The following is an 11,614-nucleotide window of genomic DNA, read 5'->3' on the forward strand; positions in this document are numbered from 1 at the left end:
GGCATCGAGGGCTTTGCCGAGGCCGAGGACCGGGTCGACACCTTCATTCAGGTGAGCCCCACCGAGGATGATCTGCTCGGCGCCAACGGGCGCAAGATGCTCGCCGGGGTGCGCGCCCTCGAATGGAGCGGCGGGCCCGTGCCGCGCAACGCGCCCGGCTGCACCGGCCGCGCGATCTGCGTGCTGGGCTGCCCGGAAAAGGCCAAGCGCGCGACGCATCTGTCCTACCTGCCGGTCGCCCGCGACCACGGCGCGCAGGTGCTGCTCAAAACCCCGGCGCAGAAGATCCGGCTTTCGGGAAAGCGCGCCATCGGCGTCGAGGCGAAAAATGAGCGCGGCGAGTCGGTCATCATCGACGCCGGTCGCGTCGTCGTCGCCGGCGGCGCCGTGTTCACGCCGGTGCTCCTGCAGAAAAGCGGCGTTACGACGCCGGGCATCGGCGAGAACCTGATGAGTCACCCCGGCTGCGCGCTGGCCGTGCACTACGACGAGCCCATCGACATGGGCCAGCAGGCCGTTCCCCAGAGCGTCTACAGCGACGAGTTTCTGGAATCCGACCGGATGATGTTCCTGCTGGGCAGCATCCCGCCGCACCTGACGCTGCCCGCGCTGGCGGCGACCGGCATCCTGCGCAACGCCATCGAGCACAAGAACACCGGATTCTGGGGATGCCTGGTGCGCGACGCGCTGGGCAGGGGTGAGGTACGTGCGACGAAGAAGGGCCGGGCGCTGCGCTATCAGGCAGGCGCCGAGGAGCGCGACATCATCCGCCGATCCTTTTTGAAGCTCGCCGCGCTGGCCTTCGCCTCGGGCGCAAAGGCGGTGACGCCGCTCATGCTCGGATCGGTGCGCGCCACCAGCGTGAAGGAACTCGACCGCAAGCTCCCCAGAGAGCTTTCGGCGCGCCGCCTCGTCGGCGGCAGCATCCACCCCATGGGCACCTGCGGCATCGGCCGGGTGTGCAACGCCGACGGCAGCGTGCGCGGCTACGAAAACCTCTACGTGGGAGACGCCTCGCTCTTCCCCACTTCCATCGGCGTCAACCCGCAATACAGCATCATGAGTCTGGCGACGCTCGTCGCGGGGGGATTGCTGGAGGCCTGATTCGCTTCACGACACTGTCATTCTGAGCGCAGCGAAGAATCGGTTTGAAGCGGCAGTGGCATGCGACGACGCGATTCTTCGCTGCGCTCAGAATGACAGAAATTGAGAGAAGCGACTAGCGGGGCGCAAGCGCTCCCTACATCACGCGGCGGAAGATCCCGATGACGTCGCTGTGGGTTGCCTTGAGGAGCTTCTTCCACGCGGCGCTCTCCTGCAGGCGAAGGGCCGCGCCCTGATCGGGAATTTCCCAGAGGGTCATGGCGTCGAAGAAGAGCGGGTATTCAAGATTCCGGGTGCCGGACTTTCCAAAGAGCGACTTCTTTTCACCGATGAGCTTGGCGATGGACTCGCCCGAAAAATGCAGGCGGCAGCCCAGTTCATCGGCGGCCTGTTCGAGGGCCGGGAGCTGACGCCCCAGCGCGCCCATCTCGATGCGGAACTGGTGGATGAGGTAGGTGCCGCGCCCGGACTTTCCGAATGGATTGCGCGGCGGCATCGCGCCGCCGTCGGTGCGGCGGGTAAAGCCGAAGACGAAGTTTTTGAGGCCCAGGTTGCGGAAGGTGCTCACCGTGAGAAACCACGGATCGCCCAGCATCTTGAGAAACCCGCGCGCGCCCGGGTAGTGAACAATGGCCAGCACTTCCCGCGAGAGGGCGCGGTCTCCCGACAGGTGGGTGATGCGCTCACCCTTGAAGAGCAGGCGCCCGCCCACGCGCAGCACCGAGGGACTGACCAGCACGTTGTAGAGCCCGTATGCGCGCTTTACCCGGTAGTCGAACCAGTTGATCGCCCACAGCGGCGCGTCGATGTCGGCGCCCTCGCGGGTGGCGGCGATCCCGATCTTGCGGCCCGGTGAGATGCGGCGCAGGCGGCTGGGCAGTTTCTTCATGGGGCGCTCCCTCCGTCGTTGCAGCCTTACTGCATAACCTGCAGGGTCGCCCGATTCAACGCACGGACCGACCGCGCGCTTGTCTGAAAGCCCCAGCGGGACCACAATCGACAGACGCCGGGGATCATTGAGCAGCACATCGAGGGAGCGAGCAGCGCGCGATGGAGGAGCAATCGCAGGAGCGGGGGCGCTTTGCCCGGCTGATGGACTTGGCCGGCCGTTCGCTCGACCGGCGTCCCATCGACCGGGCGTTGCTGCTCTGCGGAATCCTCACCGGCGCCCTGCTCGTCGTCCTTGCCGCCATGCTGCGCCTGCCCTATTCGCGCGTCGCCCATCTTCTCAATACCGCAGCCATCGAACCGGCCCAGTGCGCTGCCGCCCTGGGGGCGCTGGTCATGGGGGTGCTCTATCTGATCGGCCGGCGGCTCCGGCGGCGCCATGCCAAGGTATTCTGGTTCGAAGTCACGCTGGTCGAGCTCTACAACATCATCGTCATCACCGCCTTCTACTTCACGGGTTTCTACGCCACCAACGGCACGGTCGCCTTCGCGCTGGGACTGATCGTCGCGCTCCCCCTGCTCGATCTGCGCGCACTGACCTACGGGGTGTGGACCTATCTCATCCTGCTGCCGGGGGTGTATCTGCTGGAGAACTTCAATGTCATCCCCCAGGCGCCGCTCTACAACGAGTTTCCAAAGTTCAGCAATCCCGAATTGCAGCTCGTCGTGGAGACCGGGCGCATCGGCGGCACGTGGATCCTGTTGCTGCTCATCTGGATTGTCATGTCGCAGGTCTTCTCGCGCTGGCAGCAGCGCGAGGCCGAATTTCGTGAGCTCTCACAGACCGACTCGCTCACGGGCGTGATGAACCGCCGCCATTTCTTCGAGTCCTACGAAAAGGAATGCGTGCGCGCCCGGCGGCTCGATCGCCCGCTCAGCATGCTCATGTGCGACATCGACCACTTCAAGGACGTCAATGACACCTGGGGGCACGCCACCGGTGACGACGTGCTCTTCATGGTAGCCCGCACCATGGAAGAGGGCCTGCGCGGCGGCGTCGATCTGCTCGCGCGCTTCGGCGGCGAGGAATTCATCGTCCTGCTTCCCGAGACCGATGGCGAGGGCGCGCGCGTTGTGGCCGAGCGCATTCGAGAGCGCGTGGGATCCCTGGTCTTCCGCGCGCAGGGGACGGATTTCTCCATCTCCATCAGCCTGGGCGTCGCCACCGTGCGGGGCGAGTTCGACGCCGACACGGTTCTCGAACTCGCCGACCAGCATCTCTACCGCGCCAAGAAAAACGGCCGCAACCGGGTCGAGGGGTAGGGGGTGGCATGGCGGGGTTCGCGCCTGATATACTTCATTCCAAACGGAGAGGCGCGCATGGAATTGCCGGCTGAAATTTCGACCAAACGGGAAGCCATTCTGGAAATGGCAGCGCGTCATGGTGCGCGCAATGTGCGGATTTTCGGTTCGGCTCTCCACGGCGATTTTGGTGACGAAAGCGACGTCGACCTTCTTGTCGAAATGGAAAGCGATCGCACCTTCTTTGACCGGGCCGCGCTCAAGGAAGATCTCGAGTCCCTGCTGGGTCGCCCGGTGGACGTTCTAACCGAGGACTCGATCTACTGGCTGCTCAAACGAAAGATCATCCGTGAGGCGCGGGCACTTTGAAAGATCCGCGGGTCAATCTTGCGCAGGTGTTGGAAGCGGCTCGCAAAATCAGGGATTATACGCGCAAGGGCCGTGCTCATTTTCTCGGAGACCCACTGACGCAGGATGCCGTGATCCGAAATTTTCAGGTGATCGGCGAAGCGAGCAAGCGAATACCCGCCGATTATCGAAATGAACACCCCGATCTGCCGTGGTCCGGCATGGCAGGCTTTCGCAATGTGCTGGTGCACGATTACGACTCTCTTGATCTTGCAGAAATCTGGCGGGTGATCGAGAAGGATGTGCCCGTGTTGATCGAGAAAGTCGAAGCACTCCTTCCGCCACTTGAAGAGCTCGAAAGAGAACTGGCTGAATCGGTCGAAGATCCCAATGCCTAGCCCGTTGAGTTGCCCGTTATCCGAAGCCGCAAAGGCCACGGTTGCTTGGGGGTTCAGCTCTACGTCGGCTGCGGTTTGAAGAGGTCGCTGTCCCGGCCCCTGCCGATTGTGAACAGAGTGAAACAGCAGATGCCCGACAAGTCCAGCGCGCGCAGACCGGCCGGCTCAAGCCCGTGGTGGTCGGGCGCCGTCATTTATCAGATCTACCCGCGCAGTTTTCAGGACGGCAACGGCGACGGGATCGGCGACCTGCCCGGCATTACCCGGCGGCTCGACTACCTCCAGGGCCTGGGAGTCAACGCGCTCTGGCTCTCGCCGATCTTCGAGTCCCCCATGCACGACTTCGGCTACGACATCAGCGACTACCGCGCGATCGATTCGGTGTTCGGGACGCTCGAAGACTTCAGGACGCTGCTTCGCGAAGCCCGCCGCCGCGGGATTCGCATCATTCTCGACGGGGTGTTCAATCACACCTCGCATCTGCATCCCTGGTTTGTGGAGTCACGATCCTCGAAGACGAACCCGAAGCGCGACTGGTACATCTGGCGCCGCAAGCGAAACAACTGGCTCTCGATCTTTGGCGGCGGCGCCTGGGAAAAGGATGCGACGACCGGCGAGTATTACCTGCATTCCTTTCTCAAAGAGCAGCCCGATCTCAACTGGCGCAATCCCGAGGTCAAGGCCGCGGTATTTTCGGAGCTGAAATACTGGCTCGACATGGGCGTGGCCGGGTTTCGCTTCGACGTCATCAATTTTTTCTTCAAGGACGCGCAGTTCCGCGACAACCCCTTCGGGCTCGGGCCGACGCCGCGCCCCTATGATTGGCAGCGTCACATTTTTGATCGCAACCGGCCCGAACTGCACGAGCTGCTCGGGGAGCTCCGGGAACTGCTGGACCGCTACGATGCGATGATGGTGGGCGAGGTCTTTTCCGAAACCCCCGATGCGCGGCTGGCGGCAAGCTGTCTGGGCCGCGGGGACGAGCTTCATCTCTCCTTCGATTTCTCGCTCATGTACACCAAATGGAGCGCGGGTGCGTTTCGCGCGCGGTTGCGGGAGTACCACGAGAGCATTCACGAGAAAGCCTGGCCCTGCACGGTGCTCTCAAACCACGACCAGCCCCGCAGCCTGACCCGGTTCGGGGGCAGGGATGCGCACGAGAGGGCCAAAGTGTTGGCAGCGCTCCTGATGACGATGCGTGGGACGCCGTTCCTCTACTACGGTGAGGAAATCGGGATGCGCGACCTGAAGATTCGCCGGAGCGAAATCGTCGATCCGGTGGGAAAGAAATACTGGCCCTTCCACAAGGGGCGCGACCCGGCGCGCACGCCCATGCAGTGGTCGGGCTCCGAGCATGCCGGTTTTTCTTCGGCGAGGCCCTGGCTACCCGTGCACCCGGAGTTCGGGATGTGCAATGTGGAACGGCAGCGCGACGATCCGGACTCGCTGCTGAGCTTCCACAAACGCCTGATCGCCTGCCGCAAGGACCACCGGGCCCTGCGCGAGGGCGGTCTCAAAATTGAAAACGGAAATCGCGGCGCGGAAGATGTCCTGATCTATCACCGGGACGAGCTGAGCGTGGTGCTCAACTTCTCGAATCGCAGCAAAGCCATCGAAATCCCGCGTCCCGGCAAGGTGGTGTTCTCAACGCACCGGGACGCGGGCGCTGCGCTTGGCGACGGGGCCTGGGCCTACCCGTATGAGGCGACGATTTATGCGTGCTGAGTGAGAGGGCGCGTAACGAGACGAGCCGCAAACAAAAAGCCCGCCCCTTTGGGGGCGGGCTTTTCTTTTTGCCAATGAAACGGGCGGTGCCTGTTACGCGGCGCCGATGAGGGCGTCGGCCAGGGCGCGGCGGTGGTGGATGGCATCGCCGAAGAGGAACTGGTTGTGGCGGTTGCGCTTGAAGTAGAGGTGCACGTCGCACTCCCAGGTGAAGCCGATGCCGCCGTGGTACTGGACGGCGCGGTCGCCGGCGAAGGTGCCGGCGTCGCTGGCCTTGGCCTTGGCCATGCGGGCGAAGGTCTCGGCGTTCTCGGGCTCGGTATCGATGGCGCACGCGGCGTTGTAGACCAGGCTGCGGGCCTTGTCGATGTCGAGCATGACGTTGACGATGCCGTGCTTGACCGCCTGGAAGAAACCGATGGGGCGACCGAACTGCTCGCGCACCTTGGCGTATTCGTTGGCGGTCTGCAGGAGCCACTCGCCAGAGCCGACGAGGTCGGCGCTGATCACGGTGAGGATGCCGGGGGTGGCGGCGGTGATCGCCTTGACGCCGTCGGTGCTCACGGTGGCGGCGGGCTCGGTGCCGTTGAAGCTCACGCGGGCCTGGTCGCGGGTGAGGTCCACGATGTGGTCGGGATCGATCTTGACCCCGGCGGCCTCGGCGCTCACGACGTGGAGGCTGACCTTGTTGCCGTCTTTTGCGGAGACCAGGAAGCTGCGCACCTTGCGCGCGTCCTGCACGAAGCTCGCGGTGCCCGAGAGCTTGCCGTCCTTGAAGGTGACGTCGGTATCGGCCGGGTCCCAGCTACCATCGGCGTTGGTGATCGCCAGCGACATGGACTCGCCCTCGGCGATCTTGCCGAGCCAGGCCTTGGCCTCATCGGTGCCGCACTCGCGCAGCACCAGGGTGGCATTGATCGTGGGAACGAGCGGCGAGGGCCAGGCCGCGCGGCCGATTTCCTCGCACAGGGCGGCGACCGCCACCATGCTCATGCCCACGCCGCCGGCCTCTTCGGGAACGGCCAGCGCGGTCCATCCCAGCTCGACGGCCTTGTCCCACTGGGACTCTTCCCACAGGCACTCGGGGTCACGTTCGGGATCGGGGTTGCCGGCCACCAGGCCGCGCAGTTTTTCCACGTTGCAGTGCTCGGCCAGAAATTTCTTGGCCATGTCGCGCATCTGCTTCTCATCATCACCGAATCCAAAGTCTTTGGGCTGTGCCATTGTCTTTTCCTTCCTTGTCATTCTGAGCCGGAGGCGAAGAATCGGTGCCGTGTCAGCGCGATCCTTCGGCTGCGCTCAGGATGACGCCCTTGCGGGCGTCACTTGCTCTTGGGCATTCCGAGCACGCGCTCGCCCAGGATGTTGCGCTGCACTTCGCTGGTACCAGCCGCGATGGTGCCGCCGTAGGTGTTCATGTAGGAGAGCGGCCAGCCGCCGCCCGCCGGGGCGTTGGGGTCATTCAAATAGAGTGAACTCTTCTGGCCCGCGATCTCCATGCCCAGCTCGCCCACGCGCTGCATGAACTCGGTGCCCACCAGCTTGCCCTGCAGCGGGATGCGCATGGGGTGGTCGGTCAGGCCCTGCACGCGCGCGCGGCGCATGTTCTGGCGAAGGCCCTCTTCCTCGATGATGCTCTTGACGATCTCGTCGCGCAGCACCGGGTCCTGGGCCGCGGGCTTGCCGTGGCGTTTGCACTCCTTGGCCAGCGGGATGAGGTCGTAGGCGCTGCGACCGATGGTGTCGCCGCCGCCCGAGCCCGCGCTCGGGGTAACCAGCGGCGCGGCGCCGCGCTCGTGAAGGAGCGTGGTCATGGCCACCGTCCAGCCCTTGCCCACTTCGTCGAGGCGCAGGCTGTCGGGGATCTCGGCGTCTTCGAAGAGGACTTCGTTGAAGCCGGTCTCACCGGTGATCTTGATGAGCGGGCGCACGGTCACGCCGGGGTGACCCTTGATGGGCACGATGAAGTAGGACAGGCCCTTGTACTTGTCGCTCTTGTCGGTGCGCACGAGGATGATCATGTAGTGGGCAAAATGGGCCAGCGAGGTCCAGACCTTGTGGCCGTTGAGGATCCACTTGTCGCCCTTCTTCTCGGCGAAGGCCTGCACGTTGGCCAGGTCGGAGCCCGCGCCGGGCTCGGAAAAGCCCTGACACCAGAGTTCCTCACCGCTCAGCAGCTTGGGCAGGTAGCGCTTCTTCACCTCTTCGGTGCCGTGGTGCAGGATCGTGGGCGCCGCCATTCCCAGACCGATGATCTGGATGAGCAGCGGCACCTCGGCCCGGGCCATTTCCTGGTTGGCGATGCGCTGGAAATTCTTGTGCCCGCCGCCGCCGTATTCCTTGGGATAGTCGCAGCCGATGAGCCCGGCGTCGTAGCACTTCTTCTGCCAGTCCTGCAGGTAGATGCGCTGCTCGTCGGTCATCACCTCGAGCCCCGACTGCGGCAGCCGGAAGCTCGGCTTGGCCGGCTTGTTCTCGGCCAGCCATTTCGCGCAGTACTCGCGAAACTCGGCCTGTTCGGGTGTGTCTTTCTTTGATTCGGACATAGTGGAAGCTCCCTCCGCTCCTCTTGAAAAGTAGTGCCGGTCCCGCCCCGCGGGGATCCAGCCCGTCGCAAGTGCCGCCCCGGTGGCGCGTCGCTCAAACCCGCGTCCCGCGCTGACCTGAGCATCGCCCACCTTGAGTCGGCCCGGTGAGGGTAAGGGGGATTGACTGGTCAGTCAATGATACGGGGTTCAGCCTTTGTCGCAGCCCAAACCGGCCAGAACCGGCCGCCGGCGGCGTTTCTGCCGTCGCTCCTCCTACTTGGATTTGGGCATTCCGAGCACGCGCTCGCCCAGGATGTTGCGCTGCACTTCGCTCGTGCCACCGGCGATGGTGGAACCGTAGGTATTCATGTAGGCCAGCGGCCAGCGCCCGTCGGCCGGCGCATTCTCGTCGCCGATGTAGAGCGTGCTGCGCTGGCCCTGGATCTCCAGCCCGATCTCGCCCACGCGCTGGGGGTGCTCGGTGGTGAGCAGTTTGAGCTGCATGTTCAGGCGCATCGGGTGGTCGTTGAGCGCCGGCACGCGCATGCGGCGCGCGTTCTGGCGGATGGCCGTCTCGTTGATGATGGACTCGACGATCTTGTCGCGCAGGATGGGGTCCTCGCTCGCGGGCCTGCCGCCTCGCTTGCACTCTTTGGCCAGGCCGACGAGCTCCCAGGCGCTGCGCCCCACGGTCTCGCTGCCCATGCCCGCGCCGCCGGCGCCGGGGGGAACCAGCCCGCCCGCCCCGCGCTCGTGCAGCAGCGTCGTCATGGCCACGTCCCAGCCCTTGCCCACCTCATCGAGGCGCATCGAATCGGGGATCTCCGCGTCCTCGAAGAGCACCTCGTTGAAGCCGGTCTCGCCCGTCATCTTGATGAGCGGCCGCACGCTCACGCCCGGGTGCCCCTCGATGGGAATGAGGAAGTAGGTGAGCCCCTTGTACTTGTCGGACTTGTCGTGACGGGCCAGCAGGATCATGAACTGGGCGACGTGCCCCAGCGTGGTCCAGACCTTGTGGCCATTGATGATCCATTTGTCGCCCTTCTTCTCGGCGACGCTCTGCACATTGGCCAGATCCGAGCCCGCGCCCGGTTCGGAGAAACCCTGGCACCAGATCTCCTCGCCCGAGAGGACTTTGGGGATGTAGCGCTTCTTCTGCTCCTCGGTGCCGTGGGTCAGGATCGTCGGGGCCACCATGCCAAGCCCGATCGCCTGGATGAGAAACGGCGTCTTCGCGCGCTTCATCTCCTCGTTGGCGATGCGCTGCAGGTCTTTCTTGCCCCCGCCGCCGTACTCGGCCGGGTAGTCGCAACCCACCAGCCCCGCGTCGTAGCACTGCTTCTGCCAGTTCTGCAGGTAGACGCGCTGGGCATCGTCCATGACCTCGAGCGCCGACTGCGGCATGCGGAAATCGGGCTTGGGCGGCCGGTTCTCTTCGAGCCACTTGGCGCAGTAGGCGCGAAACTCCGCCTGCTCGGGCGAATCCTTGCGGGATTTGACGGACATGCTCGCTCCCTCCGGGCCACGGGGGCCGCCGCAAGGGCGCCCCCGATTGGGAGCTATATAGTGTACTAGTTTGGCGGGGTGGTCAATGGGTTTTGGGGTGGGCAGTAGGACCCTGTTTTAGCACTTGAGCATATGGTCCGTGATCTTATTGAAGAGAAGGCAAACTACGAGAAGGTGTGTCTGCGTGGGCACGCAAGCAATTAGGGTACTGAATTGGAGCGCTACTCGAAGGGAAATTGTGGGAGGGAGCTGGTTGCTCGATGAGACAGCGCATCGATTACTGCAATCGCTTCACGATGCCTTTCTTGCTGATGCTGGCAATAAATGGCCCTTCGTGTCGTCCCAGAAATCGATGAATGGCGGGTAGGGCTAGCGCCAGGATTTCAGCCATTTGTGGTCCGCTAAGGTTTCCAGATGTGAATACAAACTCTCGCACTTCGAAATCTATAACCGCTTTGCGCTCATTGTACCTGCGACGGATGTTTTGGTCGCAGGTAATCGCAACCCAGCGATTTCGCCCGACAAGTTCAAGCCATTGTTCATCCGGGATTTTTTCGTGATTGCTGGGAAATGCGTCGAAAATTGTTGTGACAGATTCGCCCAGGTTACGAAGCGCCTCAGGGATAATGTAGCGCCCAACGTCCCTGTCAGTAAAGAAAACGACGCGTTCAGGCGGCGTTTCGCGCGCGCGCTTCGTAGCGGAGCGCTTCCTGGATCGCCTGCTCACTGGTTTCGTAATCCCGCGCAAGTTCTTCAGGCGATTCGCCCGCCTGCCACCGCTGATAGATGATTTCCGTGCGGACGCCGCTGTGGGCAAGTACAGGACGGCCAAATGCGACATCCAGGTTTACAACGATCTCTCTGGTCGGTCGCGTCTGCTCAAACCTTGCACGCGGGAATAGCTTGATGGGGATTCCGCTCGAGTCGCGCTTGATATTTCTGAGATAGGCTTCGATCACTTTCCTCAGTTCAATCTGGCCTTCCTTTGACAGATTTTCGATATTGCTCAGTCGTTCGAGGAACACATGCTTTCCATCAGTGGCAAAATCGTAGTCAGCGAGTGGATGTCTTGAAGGGTATTGCTTGCGCAAATACGCGACCGATTTGCGAATCGTTTGCAGTGAAACCTCATGTTCGCGCCGCAAAGCGCTCAAGACATACGCCTCGATAAGATTTGCGAATGATAGAATCTCGTTCTTGGGATCTGCTGGTGTGATAACCGCTCGACGGGCACCGGTCGCGCGGATCCAATAGCGCAGCGTATTTGCCGGAATATCCAAAATCCGTGCGGCCTCGGCAACGCCATAGGAAGGTTGTTCCAGGCGTGCGAGCCGACGTTCCTGCAAAGTCGCTGTTTTCATGGATGGGTTCTCGAACTCAAAGCCCTCAACAATTCGTAGATTATCTGATTGGGTGTCAAAATTCTAGTGGCCAGGAATGGATCCCCTGACAAGGACGCAGTCTGTCACACCTCTCGGATACCCTTTCCTTTGTAGGCTGAGGGCCCCGTTTCCGCGTGCTGCGTGGCGGCCGGGCTCCCTGTGGGAAAGGAGGCCCCGATGGCGGTGAACATGGCGGATCTGGCGCGGCGTGCGCGCCGGGCGGACAAGCTGTTGGAACGCGGGCGGGAGGTGGATCTTCGCGACGAGGATTTCTGCCGGCGACTGATGGCCCATTACGACGGGATCGAGGCGGCGTTGCTGGGAGAAGAGGATTCCGACTTGTCCGAGGAAGCCTTGGCGAAGTCGGAAGGCCGGAGGGCGTTGCCGCGAGCAGGCGATCTCTCCAACGCAAGCATCGGCACGAAGCGACCCC

General features: G+C 63.2%; 12 protein-coding genes. 6 read left to right on the forward strand and 6 right to left on the reverse strand.

Annotated elements, in window-relative coordinates:
* On the forward strand, positions 1 to 1,104 hold a 1,104-nt coding region (locus KDH09_12895; GenBank protein ID MCB0220590.1), incomplete at its 5' end, for a GMC family oxidoreductase.
* A gap of 136 nt (positions 1,105 to 1,240) precedes the next feature.
* Here the strand turns inward: KDH09_12895 and KDH09_12900 are convergent.
* Positions 1,241 to 1,993 carry a hypothetical protein gene (locus tag KDH09_12900; GenBank protein ID MCB0220591.1) on the reverse strand — a complete coding sequence of 251 codons (753 nt, stop codon included), beginning with the start codon at positions 1,991 to 1,993 and terminating at the stop codon, positions 1,241 to 1,243.
* A 161-nt stretch (positions 1,994 to 2,154) separates the two neighbouring features.
* Between KDH09_12900 and KDH09_12905 the strand changes: the two genes are divergently transcribed.
* From KDH09_12905 to KDH09_12920, 4 genes are all read left to right on the forward strand, one after another.
* Entirely contained in the window at positions 2,155 to 3,315 is a 1,161-nt protein-coding gene (locus KDH09_12905) for a GGDEF domain-containing protein (GenBank protein ID MCB0220592.1), read from the forward strand.
* Positions 3,316 to 3,372: 57 nt separating this feature from the next.
* Complete coding sequence (locus KDH09_12910) at positions 3,373 to 3,663, forward strand: nucleotidyltransferase family protein (protein ID MCB0220593.1); 291 nt, start codon at positions 3,373 to 3,375, stop codon at positions 3,661 to 3,663.
* A complete protein-coding gene (locus KDH09_12915; GenBank protein ID MCB0220594.1) occupies positions 3,660 to 4,040 on the forward strand; it encodes a DUF86 domain-containing protein in 381 nt (126 codons plus the stop codon). Before KDH09_12910 ends, KDH09_12915 begins: the two co-directional genes overlap by 4 nt.
* 117 nt (positions 4,041 to 4,157) lie before the next feature.
* Positions 4,158 to 5,765 carry an alpha-glucosidase gene (locus KDH09_12920; GenBank protein MCB0220595.1) on the forward strand — a complete coding sequence of 536 codons (1,608 nt, stop codon included), beginning with the start codon at positions 4,158 to 4,160 and terminating at the stop codon, positions 5,763 to 5,765.
* A 93-nt stretch (positions 5,766 to 5,858) separates the two neighbouring features.
* Here the strand turns inward: KDH09_12920 and KDH09_12925 are convergent, their stop codons facing one another.
* The 5 genes from KDH09_12925 to KDH09_12945 form a co-directional block, all read right to left on the reverse strand.
* Positions 5,859 to 6,989, reverse strand: coding sequence for an acyl-CoA/acyl-ACP dehydrogenase (locus KDH09_12925; GenBank protein MCB0220596.1), 1,131 nt, complete (start codon positions 6,987 to 6,989; stop codon positions 5,859 to 5,861).
* A gap of 98 nt (positions 6,990 to 7,087) precedes the next feature.
* Positions 7,088 to 8,311 carry an acyl-CoA dehydrogenase family protein gene (locus KDH09_12930; GenBank protein ID MCB0220597.1) on the reverse strand — a complete coding sequence of 408 codons (1,224 nt, stop codon included), beginning with the start codon at positions 8,309 to 8,311 and terminating at the stop codon, positions 7,088 to 7,090.
* 255 nt (positions 8,312 to 8,566) lie between these two features.
* Positions 8,567 to 9,799: an acyl-CoA dehydrogenase family protein gene (locus tag KDH09_12935; GenBank protein ID MCB0220598.1), complete on the reverse strand. Its 1,233-nt coding sequence runs from the start codon at positions 9,797 to 9,799 to the stop codon at positions 8,567 to 8,569.
* 277 nt (positions 9,800 to 10,076) lie between these two features.
* Positions 10,077 to 10,526: a hypothetical protein gene (locus KDH09_12940; protein MCB0220599.1), complete on the reverse strand. Its 450-nt coding sequence runs from the start codon at positions 10,524 to 10,526 to the stop codon at positions 10,077 to 10,079.
* Entirely contained in the window at positions 10,468 to 11,160 is a 693-nt protein-coding gene (locus KDH09_12945) for a DUF433 domain-containing protein (GenBank protein ID MCB0220600.1), read from the reverse strand. The genes KDH09_12940 and KDH09_12945 overlap by 59 nt, the downstream gene beginning before the upstream one ends.
* A gap of 198 nt (positions 11,161 to 11,358) precedes the next feature.
* On the opposite strand from KDH09_12945, the gene KDH09_12950 reads away from it, so the two are divergent.
* The coding region (locus tag KDH09_12950; protein MCB0220601.1) for a hypothetical protein at positions 11,359 to 11,614 on the forward strand (256 nt) is incomplete at its 3' end.

This window comes from Chrysiogenia bacterium, assembly GCA_020434085.1.
Taxonomy (GTDB): domain Bacteria; phylum JAGRBM01; class JAGRBM01; order JAGRBM01; family JAGRBM01; genus JAGRBM01.

Bases quoted from the DNA above. Each gene is read 5' to 3' on its own strand.
- KDH09_12925 (MCB0220596.1), bottom strand. From the start codon at position 6,989: ATGGCACAGCCCAAAGACTTTGGATTCGGTGATGATGAGAAGCAGATG.
- KDH09_12930 (MCB0220597.1), bottom strand. From the start codon at position 8,311: ATGTCCGAATCAAAGAAAGACACACCCGAACAGGCCGAGTTTCGCGAG.
- KDH09_12945 (MCB0220600.1), bottom strand. From the start codon at position 11,160: ATGAAAACAGCGACTTTGCAGGAACGTCGGCTCGCACGCCTGGAACAA.
- KDH09_12900 (MCB0220591.1), bottom strand. From the start codon at position 1,993: ATGAAGAAACTGCCCAGCCGCCTGCGCCGCATCTCACCGGGCCGCAAG.
- KDH09_12910 (MCB0220593.1), top strand. From the start codon at position 3,373: ATGGAATTGCCGGCTGAAATTTCGACCAAACGGGAAGCCATTCTGGAA.
- KDH09_12935 (MCB0220598.1), bottom strand. From the start codon at position 9,799: ATGTCCGTCAAATCCCGCAAGGATTCGCCCGAGCAGGCGGAGTTTCGC.
- KDH09_12905 (MCB0220592.1), top strand. From the start codon at position 2,155: ATGGAGGAGCAATCGCAGGAGCGGGGGCGCTTTGCCCGGCTGATGGAC.